Source organism: Bacillus cereus group sp. N14 (assembly GCF_016483555.1).
In the GTDB taxonomy this organism is placed as follows: domain Bacteria; phylum Bacillota; class Bacilli; order Bacillales; family Bacillaceae_G; genus Bacillus_A; species Bacillus_A wiedmannii.
The window spans coordinates 253,459-268,832 of record NZ_JAEHBQ010000001.1; the positions used below are offsets into that span (position 1 = coordinate 253,459).

Sequence of the window (15,374 nt, forward strand, 5' to 3'; positions counted from 1 at the left end):
GCAACCTCTACTTTCAATATGTATATACTACCTATTAATATGCTTCTACTCTTAGTTTAGCAAATCCTCAAAAAAATAATAAAAGAAATATACTATCTTCTTCATAAAAATAAAAAAATGAGTTATAATATTATTATAAATATTTTTACTTTTCTGCATTCAACGAGACAAGAAAAGGATGTGATGTTATGGGATTCCCAAAAGTTGAGCGCTTGCTCATCAATTATAAAACATTAGACGAATTTAAAAAATTTAAAGGTTGCGGAGCTCAAGAACTATCCATGTTAGAAGAATTACAGGCAAACATTATTGAAAACGATAGTGAATCTCCATTTTACGGTATTTATTATGGCGGATCACTAATTGCACGCATGAGTCTATATATGAAAAGGAACGGCGGAGAACCATTCGAAATTACAGGTACTTACCTAGAACTCTATAAACTTGAAGTGTTACCGACTTTCCAAAAACAAGGATTCGGAGAAATGCTTGTAAATTATGCGAAGGGGCTACAGTTCCCAATTAAAACGATCGCACGTATCCATTCAGCTGGTTTTTGGGATAAATTAAATTTCCAGCCTGTATCAGTACCTGATGGTGATTTTTATGTTTGGAACCCAGAAACAAATTTGAATACGGTTACAAACGAAGAGTCTGCATAAGAAATAAAAAAACAGCTACATAGCAGCTGTTTTTTTATTTCTTTAACTTTTCTAATTTCCCATTCGAACGAGCGCTATTTCTTTCCGCTACCATTACACTTCTTTTTTGATCGATATAATCAAGCAATGTTCTATACTCTTCCTCATATACTGATAATCGCTCCAAAAGACTCTCTCTCTCTGTTTGTAACGATTCAATTTGCTGTTGCAACACCATTAAAGAGTTTTCATCTTTATAATTTTGCAAGAAATCAATAACATCATTCAATGTAATTGACGTAGGCTCTACTACCTTTGTCTCTTTTACTTCATAATTTTCTACTTTACGTAGTTGCTTCGCTTCTTCAATACGTTCTTTGTATTGCTTTCTAACGTAAGAATTCCATCTAAAGCCACATGCTGCTGGTGTACGAGATAAATGTCTTCCCACTTCTTTAAAGGCAGATAATTGCGTTCCACCTTCTCGAATATGCCGGAGTACTACTTCTGCCAGAAGCAAATCTTCATCATCAGTCCAAGCATCTTGTCTTGTTGTCGCCATCTCTCTAGTCCTCCCTATGCATTTTTTATTAAGCATATGCAGTTACTAGAAAAGATAGAATACAACAAATAAAGAATAAGACAAAAAAAAATAAACGCAGAAGATATCTTCTACGTTTATTTTCCCGCAATTACTTGCTGATTACTTCTTTACCTTTGTAAGTACCGCATGCTTTACATACACGGTGAGCTAATTTCGCTTCACCACAGCTTGGGCACTCTACCATACCAGGTACTGATAATTTGAAATGCGTACGACGCTTTCTTTTTACTGTTTTAGAAGTTCTTCTAAAAGGTACAGCCATTCTTCCCACCTCCTTAAAAGAAATAGTTATTTTCATATGAAGGCCTAAACCAGTCTTCCGATTATTTGTCAAAAAACTTTGCAAGTCCTGCTAATCGTGGATCAACAGTCTTTTCTTTGTTTTCTTCCGAAATCACTTGCCAGTCTTGACCTTGCATCGGTGCTCCACCAGAAACATCATCACTGAAAATTTGCATTGGAATCTCCAAAAGTATATTTTCCTTGATTACGGGCAGTAAGTCAAGTACTTCTCCTTCTAAACAATGAATTTCAGCTTCAGTTTCAAATTCTTCTTGTGAAGTTTGGAACACCTCAGTTGTTTTAATGTCAAATGGTAATGTCACATCTACTAAAGAGCGAGAACATGGTAAAACCATGCTTCCAGTTATATGTAGATGGAACGTAAACTTACCGGAGCCAAAATCAACTCTTCCTGTTACATGAGCAGGATTAATTTCACGAATATCTTTCTCGACCTCTTGCAGCTCACTTACATCTACCATCTCATCCAATGTCAATCCTTTATTTCTCAATTTATTCAATTGATGGATGGACCATTTCATATCATATCACCTCAAGGCAACAAACAAAATTATAGCTAGCCATTTTATATTTGTCAATGTTTTTTCTTTACACTATAATGAAGTCATCATAGTAAATAATATATAGAGTATCACGTTTTTGAAAAAGATGCTACATCGAAAGGAGAGATTACCATAAAAGCCAGTGGCATTGTTGTTGAATATAACCCTTTTCATAACGGTCATGATTATCATGTGCAACAAACAAAAAAGTTAACACACGCCGATATTACAATCGCTGTTATGAGTGGCCCTTTTTTACAGCGTGGTGAGCCAGCACTCATATCCAAATGGTATCGTACCAAAATGGCCTTATCATGCGGTGTAGACCTTGTTGTAGAGCTTCCATACGCCTTCTCAACACAAAAGGCTGAAACCTTTGCAAATGGCGCTATTTCTATTTTAAACGCCCTGCGTGTTTCTGAAATTTGTTTCGGTAGTGAAGATGGGCAGATTGAAAATTTTCATAACACCATCTCTGTGCAAAAAAATGAAGAAGATACTTTTAATCATCTTGTAAAGCAATTTATGAATGCAGGTAACAGTTACGCAAAAGCTACATCTGAAGCCTTCCTACACATTTTACCATCCGAAAAAAACATAGACATGTCACAACCGAATAACATATTAGGATTCCAATACATGAAATCAATTTTCTTACAAAATAGTTCTATGCAAGCACAAACGATAAAAAGATTCGCATCTCATTATCATGATGAAACATTTAGCGACCAACATATTGCAAGCGCAACTAGTATTCGTAAACAACTTTTTAGCGAAAATAGTTCTTTTACAGAAATTGAGCCTTTTATCCCAAAAGCGACTGCTTCTCTTTTAGCAAGTTACAAACAAAACTACGGGATATTACATAATTGGGAACAATACTTTTCATTTTTTAAATACAAACTCATGACGATGTCTCCAGAAGACTTACGACATATATATGAAATAGAAGAAGGTTTAGAGCATCGTATTTTATCAAAAATACAAAACAGTTCCTCCTTCCATTCATTCATGGAAGCATTAAAAACGAAGCGTTATACATGGACTAGATTACAAAGAGCTTGTACACACATTTTAACAAATACAACAAAAGAAGAAATACATAGCGCAAATATAGAGCAGCATGCACCGTACATTCGTCTACTAGGCATGTCACAAAAAGGACAAACTTACCTTTCAAAAAACAAGAAAAAAATAGAACTTCCCATCCTTACCCATACAAAAACATTTGACCATCCTACTTTACATATAGAGCGAAAAGCCAATTCTGTATATTTCTCCATCATGCAAGAACCATTACGAACACAACTACTAAAACAAGATGCAACACACCATCCAATTCGTTATGATGAAACAACTGCAAAATTTCTATAAATAAACCTCTCTTTTTCAGAGAGGTTTATTTTTTCTCGCCCATTTTTTCCAAATACAGCAATGCATCATCCAGCGTATCAACTGGTACAACTTTCATTTTTGTTTTAATATCTTTCGCAGCCTCAAGCGCATCTTTATAATTCGATTTCTCCGCACCTTTTTCATTTGGCGCAAAGAACACTTCAGCACCAGCATCACTTGCAGCAACCACTTTTTGCTGAATACCACCAATCGGGCCAATTTCTCCCTTTTCATTTATCGTCCCTGTTCCAGCTATTTCATGCCCTCTTGTTAAATCATCTTCCACAAGTTGATTATATATTTCTAATGTAAACATTAGGCCTGCCGATGGTCCGCCTATTTCATGAGAATCAATTTTCACTTTCGGATCTACCACTAATTCTCTTTCAGTAACGATAGAAACCCCTATACCAACACGCCCATTTCCATTCGGAATGGCCTTTACATTTAAATTTTCTTTTAACTGTTTTCCATTTCTCTTGTACTCAATATTTACTGCTTCCCCTTCTTTTTTCCCTGTCATATATTCAATAAATTGCTCCGTCTTTTCAAATGTTTTTCCGTCGACAGCTATGATGACATCTCCAAGCTTAAGCTTTCCTTCTGACGGCATCCCTTTCGCTACTCCTGCAACCAATACACCTTTATTTTCAAAAGAAACAGTACGGTTTGCACGTTTATACGCATTATAGATTGCTGCATTTTGCGAATCTTTCATCGCATAATTTTGGCGGAATTGATATTCTTCATCACTCTCACCTTTTTGCAATATTTCTTCCGCTTTCGAAATATGTGTATATTTATTAAACTGTGCCGCTATTAAATTCACCACATTTGCTGGTCCCATTGAAACCGTAACAAGCATAAAATCACCGGATTCTTTCGTTCCACCCTCAACTTGAACGTAAGGCTCTAATTTGGCCGCCATTCCTGGTTTTGTTACATAATACGGTAAACGTACGTAAACAAGTAACATCGCCAATATAACCCCTATTAAAATTGCATATATAAACCGAAAACGCTTAAACATTATGTTTCTCCTTCCACTGCTCAATTAATAAATAAATATTTGCAACATGTTTTTCCGCCTCTACTTCTCCAACTCGAATAATGTCTTCAATGTTTGTAAAAGCACGTGAACTAAATTGTTCTACAGCTGGTCGCATCATTAAATCCGATGCAATTTGTCGATTCATCACCAGCTCATGTTGCATAATTTCAATACTCTGCATAATTACATCATAAATAGACGTAACCTCTCCATTCACTTTAATCGGCGATACATCAACAGCAATAACAATATCGGCACCTAACTCTTTCACAACCGATACTGGAATGCGATCAATCACTCCGCCATCCACCAATAATCGTCCATCTATTTTTTCTGGTACAAACACTCCAGGTACAGATATGCTAGCTCTCACAGCCTCTGCAACAGGACCACTTGTAAAAACTACTTTTTCCCCCTTCAAGATGTCAGTAGCCACAACAGCCGTCGGGATATCTAACTCTTCTAAATTTTTATTATATGTAAACATTTTAATCATATCTTTGACACGTTTTCCAGCAATAAATCCCATTTTCGGAACTGTAAAATCTAAATAATATTTCCTCTTAAAAACATTTGCCAGTTTATACAACCTTTCAACGTTTGAGCTAGCTGCATAAAACGTACCTACTAAAGCCCCCATACTACTTCCTGCAATCATATGAATCGGTATACCATTTTCTCTTAAAACTTTTATAACACCAATATGCGCAAACCCTTTTGCGCCCCCAGATCCAAGAGCTAAACCAATTTTCGGTTCTTTCATTTTTCTCACCCTTTAATTTTTTTCATTCCTTTTTCATACTTATGGTCTAAATGCACTACGTATCCACGTATACTGAAATGAACGTTTTTTGGGACAAAGGGGGATTTACTTACATGTATGAAAAATGGAAAACGGCTTTTCTTACCATATCAACACTGTTTTTAACCTTTTCTCTTGTACTTCACCCCCAAGCTGCTTTGCAAGCTTCCATTCGAGGGTTAAATATATGGTGGGAAGTTGTATTCCCTTCACTTTTACCGTTTTTCATCATTGCGGAACTTCTAATTAGTATTGGTGTTGTAAAATTTATAGGTGTTATATTAGAACCACTCATGCGACCACTTTTTCGCGTTCCAGGGATAGGCGGATTTGTTTGGGCAATGGGAATGGCTTCTGGATTCCCTGCTGGCGCCAAATTAAGCGCTAGACTACGTAAAAGTAATCAGCTAACACAAATCGAAGCAGAACGCCTCGTATCTTTTACAAACTCATCTAATCCACTTTTTATTTTTGGAGCTGTTTCTATCGGTTTTTTCAATAATCCAAAATTAGGAATCGTATTAGCCGCTGCACATTATTTAAGTAACTTTGCCGTCGGGTTATTGATGCGTTTTTACGGCAATAACAATATTTCCACGAAGGATCAACATCCTACTAAAAAACGTCCTTTTCAAAACCCTTTTTCAGTCCTACACGAGACGCGCATGCAAGAAAAAAGACCATTAGGAAAATTACTTGGGGACGCTATCGTTTCTTCTATTCAAACATTACTTATGATTGGTGGATTTATTATTTTATTCTCTGTTTTAAATAAAATGATTACTGTATTTCATATTACAGCAGCACTTTCTTTTATTATGCAACATATTTTATCATTCTTCCAACTAACTACAGAATTTAGTATTCCAATCTTATCAGGCATTTTTGAAATGACACTCGGTAGCCAAATGATTAGTCAAATAAATGAAACACCCCTCCTGCAGCAAGCTATGGTAACAAGCTTTATTTTAGCGTTTAGCGGCCTTTCTATTCAGGCACAAGTTGCTAGCATATTAGCTGAAACAGACATCCGATTTAAGCCCTATTTTTTCGCACGAATTATCCAAAGTATTCTGGCTCCTATTTTTACTTTTATATTTTGGAAACCATTTTATGAAAAAGTAAGCTCTTTTTCACCTATGCAAAAAGATATCCCCGTATTTTTATCGAATCATTCTTCTATACTGCAAGAAATTTGGACATCTTTTGTACACTATGGACCGATCTTTACTTTATTTTGTTTATATGTATATGTTATCTTATTATTTTTTCGTAGCAACAAAGAAAAACCCCGTTCACTTTAACGGGGTTTGAAACTTTTCTTTTAAAGCACGTTCTACAACAGGAGGTACAAGATCTACTACGCTTCCTCCATATCTCGCAACTTCTTTTACAATGCTCGAGCTTAAAAATGAATATTGGTTATTTGTCATAATAAAAAAGGTTTCAATATTTTCATCTAATTTTCGATTCATAGAAGTAATTTGCATCTCATATTCAAAATCAGAAACCGCTCGTAACCCACGCAAAATCGCGTTTGCATTACGCATTTTCGCATACTCCACTAGTAGTCCACTATGTGAATCTACTTTTACATTCGGGATATCCTTTGTTGCTTCTCGAATTAAATCTAAGCGCTCTTCAACTGAAAAGAACGGTTTTTTTGACGAGTTGTTTAAAACTACTACGTATACCTCATCAAATACTTTTGCTCCCCTTTTAATAATATCCAGATGCCCAAGGGTAATTGGATCAAAACTTCCCGAAGAAATAGCTATACTAGTCATTCCGTCCCCTCACCTTCATACTTATAAATCGATATTGCTGTAATCCCATAATTTTCAGCTCTTACTTTTACAAGACTCCCTATAGAATCAGGTAAAACTACATCATTACCATGCTCTGACATAATTAATCCATCTCTATGTAGCAATCCATGTTGATCCATCACACTAATTAAAGATACAATTTTTTGATCTTTATATGGAGGATCAATTAATATAAGATCGAATGATATTTCACGTTTTATAAGAGCCTTTACCGCACGTTCTGCATCATTTCGATATACTTCAGCTTGTTCCTGTATTCGACAACTTTCTAAATTTTGATGGATTACTTTTATCGCTTTATTATCTCGATCAACAAAAATTGCTTTATCAATCCCTCTACTTATAGCCTCGATTCCAAGACCACCACTACCGCCAAATAAATCAAGAGCGATGCCACCATCAAAATAAGGACCTATCATATTAAAGATTGATTCTTTTACTTTATCTGTCGTTGGACGTGTTGTATTACCTGGCACCGCTTTTAGTGGATGCCCTTTACATTTTCCTGAAACTACTCTCATCTGTTGTCACTACCTTTATTTCAATCTATCGAGCAATTATAGAAAACCTTTCTCCATTCGGTAACCGCTACCAAACTATACTATTCCATGAAATTTTCCATTCATTTCTCAACGAACAATAGGAGAACTTTGGCTTAAAATAACCGCTCTGCATTTTTATGTATTCATCTCACTATGCGCTAACACGAACCCATTATGTATATTCGTTTCACTTTATCTTTTTTATCCTATCATAAAATAAAAAAAAGAAAAATAAAAAGCCAAACATAAAATTTAATTTCATGATGTATATCTTCATTTAGATTGGACATAAATAATTATAACAACATCACCTTCGATGTTGTTGCCAACCGCGGAGAAGACTTACGTTTCCCCATAAGTTCTTCCTCCGGTTTCTCCTCTCCCTTTGCCTTCTTACTAGTACATGCTAGTATAAGAAGGGCCCTGCTTTGCAGGGTTTTTTTTCTTTGTCTACTTTTCATTTAAAAAGTGAGATGGTACAGTAAATAAAAGAAAGAGGAGGAAAAAATATGATTCAACGCTTTATAGAACTCGGAGAAGGCTACTCTGATTTATATGAATTACTTGAAATTGCCAAAGCAAATCAAGAACGTATAACACATATGTTACAATTTGAAACGATTAAAAATGAAAAAAAAGTGTGCTCACTTGTTGTAATATTAAAACCAACTACTACTGGTGATTTCCAACCATTATACATATGTCGTGAAGGCATTCCTGTACTTGAAAATAAAAAAAGTAAACGCGTCATTTTATTTGAAGAAACGGCAGAACAACTAGGAAGAAAAGTGACTACCTTTACGGTAAAACCATCCACAACTTTCCCAGAAAAAGAACTGTTTTTCAATCATTTAATTGGTATTTTACGAATGAATAATTTCATTCCTCCAATGAAATAAAGTGTTATTTCAAGTAAAAAAATCCCCTACTAAAATTAGCAGGGGATTTTTTCTATTAACTATAATCGTATTCTTTTGCCCGATCAGGACGTGAATTTTCAAATTCCGTTTTTAAATACGGGCGGTACGACTGTTCTATCTTCTTCACAAAAGGAAGTTTGTTCAACTTTTGCATCATATGCTCAATTTGTTCCATATCACAATATACTACTGCGTATTTTAAGCGTTTTGATATGTAATGTATGTTACCATATTTCCTTAAAATCTTGGCATGTTTCAATGAATGTAAATAAACAATCATACTTTGTCGTTGCCCGAACATAATCTTCTCCATCTTCTCCTTTTAAAAACATATATTTTATATTTTATGAAAACCAATCAGAAATTTATGACATTACAGGACAAACTCTGTATACGTTTTCTTCTATCTTCTAAAAAACGGGGTAATTTACCCCGTTTTACAGCCACAACCTCCGCCGGTACCACAACCGCCACCACAGCCACCAGCATCAAAAAATGGATTTCCTGTTGGAACTTTGATGGAAGAAGACACCTCAGAACCGATTGCTACACTAACTTCATCTAACAACTTTTGCAAAGCTGTTTCTACTCGTTTAAAAGCTGCAACCTTATCATGTAAGTCTACAGAACGCTTTAACTCCCTCATTTTCGTCGAAACGAAAGTATAATCAGGATGGTATTTACCGAAACGTTGCACTTCTTCATATCGTTCTTTCATCGCTGTAAATTGCTGAATTAACGTCTGAACTTCCATATCTTCATGCAATTCTTTATAACACTTACGATAGTCTTCTGCTATATCTGAACAGATAATCGCTTTTGCAAGCTGCTCTGCCTTATCTAATATCAATACGCTTTCCAGCGTCGCTACAATCATGAGAGACACCTCCGAGTATTCATCATACCACATTTAGAATAGAACTACTAATTGAAGCGTCTCACTAAACAGAAAGATACCACTCTAACTATTTTCCGTATAATCCCAGCACATACTTATACATTAATATGTTCCGCAATATTATATTTCAGAACATCCCATTTCCCACTATTTTCTTTCACATAACTAATACATGCATTTTTTAATGGTGTCTTAAACGAAATATCTTCCGGTGCAATTGCATGTAAAATTGCTTTTATCGCATGTGAATGAGCTACAATGATAATACGTTTGCCAGAATGAGTTTCTGCAACATCTTTTATAGCAGCAAAGCAACGAGTTACAATCTCGTCATCTTGCTCCATACCTTCTACTTTACCTTCTGCAATTAGCTCCCTAACAGTCGCAACCGGCTTCCCAGAAGCTTCACCAAAATTACGTTCAACAAATCGCTCATCTAATAAAATCGATTGCAATCCTGCAGCCCCTGCAATTTCCTTAGCTGTTTCGTGCGCTCTAATTAATGGGCTACTTATAATTACATCCCATGCTTCCGCTTGCAAAGCAACTGCACTTTGACTTGCTTGCTTCTTTCCCACTTCATTAAGTGGAATATCTTCACGTCCCTGAATAATCTCTTGAAAATTCCAATCAGTTTGTCCATGTCGTACTAAACAAATTTCCGTCATGCTCATGCTGCAACTCCTTTTTAAATAATCCGCTTCTATTGTATCAAAAGTTCTGCATGACGGACATAGTTTTCCCTTCCAATTATGTTGTATTTTGCTGCTTCATATACTGAAACATATCGATCATAATGGAGGCAACTGCCAATTGGTTTTGAAATTTCTCAACTTTATCTGGTATCGTTTTTTTGAAATGCTGCATAGCCGCTAACTCAAATGCCTCTTTTTCTTCAGGGTTTCGCGTTAGTTTTCTATACCAGTACGGTTGCTCCCTAATATAGCGAGATAAATCCTCATCAGCCTTTATAAACTCCATAATTTCTGCTCTCATCCGCTTTCCCCCTAATCCTTCTGAAAGAAAAATGGATTATTTTCGGAAGTACTTTCTTCTTGCCGCGCGGGCTTCCCTTGAAATTGTTGAAAAACTTGTTGCACACTACCAATAGCACTCGTCACATTAGCTAAATGGTGTTGCATCTGTTCCACATCTAGCTTTTTAAAGAAAGAAAGCATTTGTCCCATCACATCAGCAGTTTTTTCCTCTTCAGTTCGATTATCTTTTTCTTTTTCTTGTTTATTTTCTTTTACCGAAGAAAAAGCTGGCGCTCCATCAGGCCTAAAAGTTGCCCATATCGGATCTTCTTCACCAAGTAAGTACCATTCTTCATAAAACTGTTGCCAAGTTTTGTGACCACTTCTAACCTCATGAACCATTTTAGGGTGATGGTTTACAAACTCTTTAAACTGTTGAACCGATGGATGTAACGGCCCTTTTGTTGTTGGCATAATCCTCACCTCTTCATGTATATCTACTATATAGTAAGAAAAAAAAGGCACATGGTTCGCCTATTTTTAGACGATTCATGCACCTTTTTATCCTGCTATTTGCATACGGTAAGATTCCGACCTACACTTCAGTGAATACGAAGTACTTAAACGTGAGGTGTCCCCTACACAACTTAAAATTTCACTTTATTTTCGAATAAAGTTTTGTGTATAAAACTTATCGTATACCCCAACACCTAATCCTGTAAATTGTTCATTTAATACATTCTTTCTATGCCCTTCACTATTTAGCCAACCTTGCACCGCCGCAATTCCATCACTATGCTGCGCCGCTATGTTCTCACCAGCAAGTTGAAACCCTACTTTCCCGCGCTGTAAACGATCTCCTAACGTACCTAGTGTAGGTGAATCGTGTGAAAAGTAATTATTATCCTTCATATCTTTACTATGCCCTATAGCCACCTCTGCTGTTTGTTGATCCCAAGCTAGCAGCGGTAACTTATAGCGACTTCGAATAATATTTGTTAAATCAAAAATTTGTTGCATATTCCCATTCTCTATTTGTTTCATTTTATCTGGAGTCAATGGTTGTTCAGCTAGTAATTCACCCGAATAAACAAGCTGATACGGTCTTTGGCGTAATAACGTTTCATCATCCATATAACGAACACCAACAAGCTCATGTGTAAAATGATCAAAATATAATTGTGCCCAGCCATCTTCTACAGGTATTAATGGTTGTTCCATCACTTCCGTGTCAGATAACTCAAATTGATAACTATTTTTCCCTCTTTTTAACGAAATCTCATGCGAGAGTGGACTCTTTTTATACACTTCTTCATACTTTTCATTTATATAATAAGGCGGCACCTTAACTTGCTCACCAGCGACATACGCCGTTACAACTTTTCGTTCTGCAACTCCAAATTGCACATACTTAGTTAAATCTTGATTATATACCCACCATTCATATCCGTAAGCAGATGGCTCTATTCGAGATGGTTCGCCCCATTTTGCTAATAAATTTTCAGAGTCCCCACCAATCATATTTAAAACAGTATCGGAAGAGTCTTCATTTACTTGTTTTTTCTTTTTCACAATTTTATTTTCTTGCTTTGATTGAGATGGGGTTAATATATATTGTGAAACGAGTAATTTTCCGTATAAATCAACAGCTAAAATTAAAAATGTAATCATTACGATACGCAATAATTTCTTCAATCGATATACCTCCTGCACAAAACATAAAATTGAGATATACACAAATCCTTTTCTTTCCTTTTTTGTGTGTACCGTACTCTTTTCACTATATCATATTTTCGCAAAAAAAGTCTGGATTCTACCTTTTCTCTCAATATGAATTGCGCTTTCTTATTATTCGTACTATTATAAAAATAATGATGTAACATGAAAAGAGGAGGTATTATATGCAATTTACAAATACGAAATTTAATGGGGCAGTCGTTGATTTAACACTATTAACAGAGATTATGGAAAAGAACCATTTTGTACTTGCTGGACAGTGGGATTATGAACGAGTTACATACGATTATAAATTTGAAATATTAAATGATATTTATTATTTGCGCGTACAAGGTTTGGCTGTTGAAGGTGATGTTGGTAGCAGACACGCTGATATAAAGCTACTTCCTCCCTTATTAGGAAAACATTATTATCCTCACGGCGTTGAATATGGTGATGGTGAAACTTTCCCAACGAATGTACTTCAAAAAAGCGAACAACTCCTACAAAATATCGAAAAAGAGTTAAAAGAGTTCCAAATTATTGAGTAAATAGAAAAAGCGCATCATAGTGATGCGCTTTTTCTATTTATCTTACTTAAGAATGAATCGTCTTTTTGACTGGATACCCATAAATAGTTCCATCCTTTACTTTAATCTCATCTTCCCAAGGAACCTTATATTTACCTTCAGCTAAATCTTTTACAAACGTATACGGGTTTTCTTTCACCCCTCCAGGAGTCGCTACATATCCCCTTGAACCTAAATTATATATATTATTTTCGAGACCCCATCCTAATCTAGCCTGATCTGCTAGCTCTGGATATACTTCGGCAGTAACAATCTCCCAAGGATTTCGGTGTCCCTGCACTAAAGTAGTCCCATCAAAATTACATACTTGTCCTTCACCAAAGTAATAAAATACCCCATCATAACCCGCTAAGTTCACTGACAATGTATACATTAAGTTTTGCCATGCATTCGAACGATTAGTTAACATCCATTGTTCACTAACTTGTGTGCTATATCCAGAAATACGAATCAAGACATTTGCACCTTTATAAGCTGCTTCACGAGCTACTTCAGGAAACATACCATCATGACAAATACAAACAGCTAATTTACTTCCTCCAGGTCCATCACAAACAGGTAAGCCTAAATCTCCAGCTTTCCAAGGTTCGACTGGCACCCAAGGATTTAGCTTACGATACTTCAAAATCATTTCACCTTGTGGATCAATAATTATTGCTGTATTATACGGTTCTCCACCATCAGGGTTTCTTTCCATTATAGAAAAAACACCATATACCTCAGACTCTTTACATGCCTCAGCAAACAAGTCTGTTTCTGGCCCAGGAACTGTACATAAAAACTCTTCTGTAGTCCATTTTTTTGTATTAAGCCCTTGTGTACTATATTCTGGAAATACTATCAATTCCAATCCAGGATACCCTGATTTAGTTGAATGAATTGTTTTTATGATCTGTTTAATTTGTTTATCAATGTCTGCACGTGACTCTACTACCGGTACTGGATATTGTATTAATGCTGTTAAAAAACCACTAATTGGCTTTACCATACTTCCACTACTACCCATTTAAATTCCCCCTTAAAATAGTTCTTGTTTATTAAAGATAACAATATAAATTTGTAACTCTCTAAAAAACTTGCACTACACATGGAATCATTACGTATTAAAGCTAGTAGTAAATCTTATATCCACTTTTAGTACATGCCTACACTAACTTAACATAAATAAATTGAAAATTCAATCTTTTTATAGTTTACTAAAACTAAAACTAAAAAAGTGTATGGAAACCTATACACTTTTTTACTTAGTCTGTAAATACGGCGGCAATTGTTGCAACTGCTCTTTATCCTTTTCACGCTCTCGACGCGCCCATCGAAAGAATACATAGCCTATAATTGTGCCATACACTATTTCCTGGACAATTTTCATAATGATTCCACCTGTTTGTTGGTCTTGTACGACTGGCATCCAGTGTAAAAATTCTGGTCCCGTTATATTTAAATCTGATAAAGTTCCCGCGGGTACACAAAGTTCCATCGCCTTCATCCAAGCAGCCGGATCCGTATAGGTTGCAAATAACGGTGCAGTTGCAAAAATGATTAACGCACAAGCTGGCGTTAATAATATACCGTTAGCAAACATATAACCAAGTTTCTTTATATCACTTAATGTTTGATATTCTGGTAATGGATTTAGCATCGGCCACCACATCATGATTGCCGTAAAGAACAATATAGCGAGACAAATAGGATGAGCAATTTGACTTTGTTTTACTGTATCAAAAACAACTGGTAAATGATAAAAAGAAAACAGGCCATTAAATACAAACAATGCAATAAGTGGTTTAGCAAATATCTTTAATATAATTTGAACGAACTTAAAAGAAGTAATATAACGATATAACCAATCTGGTATACCAAGCAACAATAACGGTGGAACTGCAATATACATAACTGCCATTTCAAACATATGTGCACTAAATATAATATGACCAATTAAATCAATAGGCCCTCCCTTTACAAGATACAAAAGAACAATCCCGGTCGTAAAATAAAAAATTTGCTTCTTACTTACCTTCCTCGCATTTTCAAATCGCATTCTATATGGCCCAATAATTAAAAAGTACCCAATAAGAATCGAAAGCATAAATAATAAAAAGATTGGACTCCATAGAGCTTGAAAACCAAATATCCACAAGTTACTCATTGTTACACCTACCTTCTTAAGGTTATCCTTTCACATAATAAGAAGAGGGAGCTGTGCCAACACAAGCTCCCTTATTTTTCACTTTTCAAATCCACACAATTGTCATAAAAGCTAAAATTGTAATTAACCCGATCAACAGACCAGAATAAAGAAAGAAACTTGCCGCTTCATGTCCTTTATGACTCATATGCATAAAATAATACAATTGAAAAATTACTTGTACCACTGCTAATAGTAAAATAAATGGTACTGAGAAAGTCGGACTAAAAGTTTTCGGATATGCGACTGCTGCAAATGCAACTAATGTTAAAAAAATCATTAATGCAAATGTAATAACTTGATGCTTCATTTCCTCCGCACTTTTTCTCTTCCGATAAACAAGATCAACTTTAGGATTATTCGTTTGCTTTATCGCCAT

The 15,374-nt window shown here is 35.5% G+C and carries 21 protein-coding genes; 5 read left to right on the plus strand and 16 right to left on the minus strand.

Annotated features, from left to right (window positions below; genetic code table 11):
• Positions 1-188: 188 nt before the first annotated feature.
• Positions 189-662 carry an N-acetyltransferase gene (locus JDS82_RS01200; RefSeq protein WP_000506704.1) on the plus strand — a complete coding sequence of 158 codons (474 nt, stop codon included), beginning with the start codon at positions 189-191 and terminating at the stop codon, positions 660-662.
• Between the two features lie 34 nt (positions 663-696).
• Here JDS82_RS01200 and JDS82_RS01205 read toward each other — a convergent pair whose 3' ends face one another.
• From JDS82_RS01205 to JDS82_RS01215, 3 genes are all read right to left on the minus strand, one after another.
• Positions 697-1,203 carry an RsfA family transcriptional regulator gene (locus tag JDS82_RS01205; RefSeq protein ID WP_000246481.1) on the minus strand — a complete coding sequence of 169 codons (507 nt, stop codon included), beginning with the start codon at positions 1,201-1,203 and terminating at the stop codon, positions 697-699.
• 130 nt (positions 1,204-1,333) lie between these two features.
• Positions 1,334-1,507 carry a 50S ribosomal protein L32 gene (gene rpmF, locus JDS82_RS01210; protein ID WP_001984764.1) on the minus strand — a complete coding sequence of 58 codons (174 nt, stop codon included), beginning with the start codon at positions 1,505-1,507 and terminating at the stop codon, positions 1,334-1,336.
• Between the two features lie 61 nt (positions 1,508-1,568).
• Entirely contained in the window at positions 1,569-2,069 is a 501-nt protein-coding gene (locus JDS82_RS01215; RefSeq protein WP_000872150.1) for a YceD family protein, read from the minus strand.
• Between the two features lie 153 nt (positions 2,070-2,222).
• On the opposite strand from JDS82_RS01215, the gene JDS82_RS01220 reads away from it, so the two are divergent.
• The gene (locus JDS82_RS01220; RefSeq protein ID WP_164085692.1) at positions 2,223-3,464 is read left to right on the plus strand and encodes a nucleotidyltransferase; all 1,242 of its coding nucleotides are present in this window, start codon (positions 2,223-2,225) and stop codon (positions 3,462-3,464) included.
• 25 nt (positions 3,465-3,489) lie between these two features.
• Here JDS82_RS01220 and JDS82_RS01225 read toward each other — a convergent pair whose 3' ends face one another.
• On the minus strand, positions 3,490-4,515 hold the full coding sequence (locus tag JDS82_RS01225) for a SepM family pheromone-processing serine protease (protein WP_000476310.1): 1,026 nt from the start codon (positions 4,513-4,515) through the stop codon (positions 3,490-3,492).
• Positions 4,508-5,299 carry a patatin-like phospholipase family protein gene (locus JDS82_RS01230; protein WP_000662602.1) on the minus strand — a complete coding sequence of 264 codons (792 nt, stop codon included), beginning with the start codon at positions 5,297-5,299 and terminating at the stop codon, positions 4,508-4,510. The genes JDS82_RS01225 and JDS82_RS01230 overlap by 8 nt, the downstream gene beginning before the upstream one ends.
• A 113-nt stretch (positions 5,300-5,412) precedes the next feature.
• Between JDS82_RS01230 and ylbJ the strand changes: the two genes are divergently transcribed.
• On the plus strand, positions 5,413-6,642 hold the full coding sequence (gene ylbJ / locus JDS82_RS01235) for a sporulation integral membrane protein YlbJ (RefSeq protein ID WP_000273093.1): 1,230 nt from the start codon (positions 5,413-5,415) through the stop codon (positions 6,640-6,642).
• Here the strand turns inward: ylbJ and coaD are convergent.
• Both coaD and rsmD read right to left on the minus strand, forming a co-directional pair.
• Positions 6,634-7,125: a pantetheine-phosphate adenylyltransferase gene (gene coaD / locus JDS82_RS01240; RefSeq protein WP_000200598.1), complete on the minus strand. Its 492-nt coding sequence runs from the start codon at positions 7,123-7,125 to the stop codon at positions 6,634-6,636. The genes ylbJ and coaD overlap by 9 nt on opposite strands.
• Positions 7,122-7,688 (minus strand): 16S rRNA (guanine(966)-N(2))-methyltransferase RsmD, encoded by a 567-nt coding sequence (rsmD, locus tag JDS82_RS01245; RefSeq protein ID WP_001266975.1) that lies wholly within the window; start codon positions 7,686-7,688, stop codon positions 7,122-7,124. Before rsmD ends, coaD begins: the two co-directional genes overlap by 4 nt.
• Positions 7,689-8,218: 530 nt before the next feature.
• Here rsmD and JDS82_RS01250 point away from each other — a divergent pair.
• Positions 8,219-8,608, plus strand: coding sequence for a DUF7147 family protein (locus JDS82_RS01250; RefSeq protein WP_000616012.1), 390 nt, complete (start codon positions 8,219-8,221; stop codon positions 8,606-8,608).
• 55 nt (positions 8,609-8,663) lie between these two features.
• On the opposite strand, the gene JDS82_RS01255 is transcribed toward JDS82_RS01250, so the two are convergent.
• From JDS82_RS01255 to JDS82_RS01280, 6 genes are all read right to left on the minus strand, one after another.
• Positions 8,664-8,930 (minus strand): YlbG family protein, encoded by a 267-nt coding sequence (locus tag JDS82_RS01255; protein ID WP_002080814.1) that lies wholly within the window; start codon positions 8,928-8,930, stop codon positions 8,664-8,666.
• Between the two features lie 126 nt (positions 8,931-9,056).
• Complete coding sequence (locus JDS82_RS01260; protein WP_000634355.1) at positions 9,057-9,506, minus strand: YlbF/YmcA family competence regulator; 450 nt, start codon at positions 9,504-9,506, stop codon at positions 9,057-9,059.
• A 116-nt stretch (positions 9,507-9,622) separates the two neighbouring features.
• On the minus strand, positions 9,623-10,195 hold the full coding sequence (locus tag JDS82_RS01265; RefSeq protein WP_002008391.1) for a histidine phosphatase family protein: 573 nt from the start codon (positions 10,193-10,195) through the stop codon (positions 9,623-9,625).
• An 82-nt stretch (positions 10,196-10,277) separates the two neighbouring features.
• Positions 10,278-10,523, minus strand: a complete 246-nt coding sequence (locus JDS82_RS01270; protein WP_001200991.1) for a YlbE-like family protein — start codon at positions 10,521-10,523, stop codon at positions 10,278-10,280.
• Positions 10,524-10,534: 11 nt separating this feature from the next.
• The gene (gene ylbD, locus JDS82_RS01275; RefSeq protein ID WP_001143336.1) at positions 10,535-10,978 is read right to left on the minus strand and encodes a YlbD family protein; all 444 of its coding nucleotides are present in this window, start codon (positions 10,976-10,978) and stop codon (positions 10,535-10,537) included.
• Positions 10,979-11,164: 186 nt separating this feature from the next.
• Positions 11,165-12,199: a CAP domain-containing protein gene (locus JDS82_RS01280; RefSeq protein WP_000735385.1), complete on the minus strand. Its 1,035-nt coding sequence runs from the start codon at positions 12,197-12,199 to the stop codon at positions 11,165-11,167.
• A gap of 206 nt (positions 12,200-12,405) precedes the next feature.
• Between JDS82_RS01280 and JDS82_RS01285 the strand changes: the two genes are divergently transcribed.
• Positions 12,406-12,771, plus strand: coding sequence for a YugN family protein (locus tag JDS82_RS01285; protein WP_001160937.1), 366 nt, complete (start codon positions 12,406-12,408; stop codon positions 12,769-12,771).
• Between the two features lie 46 nt (positions 12,772-12,817).
• On the opposite strand, the gene JDS82_RS01290 is transcribed toward JDS82_RS01285, so the two are convergent.
• The 3 genes from JDS82_RS01290 to ctaF all read right to left on the minus strand — a co-directional run bounded on the left by JDS82_RS01290 (position 12,818) and on the right by ctaF (position 15,374).
• Entirely contained in the window at positions 12,818-13,816 is a 999-nt protein-coding gene (locus JDS82_RS01290; protein WP_000535797.1) for a formamidase, read from the minus strand.
• Between the two features lie 234 nt (positions 13,817-14,050).
• On the minus strand, positions 14,051-14,956 hold the full coding sequence (ctaG, locus tag JDS82_RS01295; protein WP_000069020.1) for a cytochrome c oxidase assembly factor CtaG: 906 nt from the start codon (positions 14,954-14,956) through the stop codon (positions 14,051-14,053).
• An 85-nt stretch (positions 14,957-15,041) separates the two neighbouring features.
• Complete coding sequence (gene ctaF / locus JDS82_RS01300; protein ID WP_000985699.1) at positions 15,042-15,374, minus strand: cytochrome c oxidase subunit IVB; 333 nt, start codon at positions 15,372-15,374, stop codon at positions 15,042-15,044.

Excerpts from the sequence above, each read along its gene's own strand:
- JDS82_RS01205 (WP_000246481.1), bottom strand. The coding sequence starts at position 1,203 with ATGGCGACAACAAGACAAGATGCTTGGACTGATGATGAAGATTTGCTT.
- ctaF (WP_000985699.1), bottom strand. The coding sequence starts at position 15,374 with ATGGCGATAAAGCAAACGAATAATCCTAAAGTTGATCTTGTTTATCGG.
- JDS82_RS01270 (WP_001200991.1), bottom strand. The coding sequence starts at position 10,523 with ATGAGAGCAGAAATTATGGAGTTTATAAAGGCTGATGAGGATTTATCT.
- JDS82_RS01225 (WP_000476310.1), bottom strand. The coding sequence starts at position 4,515 with ATGTTTAAGCGTTTTCGGTTTATATATGCAATTTTAATAGGGGTTATA.
- coaD (WP_000200598.1), bottom strand. The coding sequence starts at position 7,125 with ATGACTAGTATAGCTATTTCTTCGGGAAGTTTTGATCCAATTACCCTT.
- JDS82_RS01255 (WP_002080814.1), bottom strand. The coding sequence starts at position 8,930 with ATGTTCGGGCAACGACAAAGTATGATTGTTTATTTACATTCATTGAAA.
- JDS82_RS01265 (WP_002008391.1), bottom strand. The coding sequence starts at position 10,195 with ATGACGGAAATTTGTTTAGTACGACATGGACAAACTGATTGGAATTTT.
- ctaG (WP_000069020.1), bottom strand. The coding sequence starts at position 14,956 with ATGAGTAACTTGTGGATATTTGGTTTTCAAGCTCTATGGAGTCCAATC.
- ylbD (WP_001143336.1), bottom strand. The coding sequence starts at position 10,978 with ATGCCAACAACAAAAGGGCCGTTACATCCATCGGTTCAACAGTTTAAA.
- JDS82_RS01200 (WP_000506704.1), top strand. The coding sequence starts at position 189 with ATGGGATTCCCAAAAGTTGAGCGCTTGCTCATCAATTATAAAACATTA.
- JDS82_RS01250 (WP_000616012.1), top strand. The coding sequence starts at position 8,219 with ATGATTCAACGCTTTATAGAACTCGGAGAAGGCTACTCTGATTTATAT.
- JDS82_RS01290 (WP_000535797.1), bottom strand. The coding sequence starts at position 13,816 with ATGGGTAGTAGTGGAAGTATGGTAAAGCCAATTAGTGGTTTTTTAACA.
- rpmF (WP_001984764.1), bottom strand. The coding sequence starts at position 1,507 with ATGGCTGTACCTTTTAGAAGAACTTCTAAAACAGTAAAAAGAAAGCGT.
- JDS82_RS01215 (WP_000872150.1), bottom strand. The coding sequence starts at position 2,069 with ATGAAATGGTCCATCCATCAATTGAATAAATTGAGAAATAAAGGATTG.
- JDS82_RS01230 (WP_000662602.1), bottom strand. The coding sequence starts at position 5,299 with ATGAAAGAACCGAAAATTGGTTTAGCTCTTGGATCTGGGGGCGCAAAA.
- JDS82_RS01285 (WP_001160937.1), top strand. The coding sequence starts at position 12,406 with ATGCAATTTACAAATACGAAATTTAATGGGGCAGTCGTTGATTTAACA.
- JDS82_RS01260 (WP_000634355.1), bottom strand. The coding sequence starts at position 9,506 with ATGATTGTAGCGACGCTGGAAAGCGTATTGATATTAGATAAGGCAGAG.
- rsmD (WP_001266975.1), bottom strand. The coding sequence starts at position 7,688 with ATGAGAGTAGTTTCAGGAAAATGTAAAGGGCATCCACTAAAAGCGGTG.
- ylbJ (WP_000273093.1), top strand. The coding sequence starts at position 5,413 with ATGTATGAAAAATGGAAAACGGCTTTTCTTACCATATCAACACTGTTT.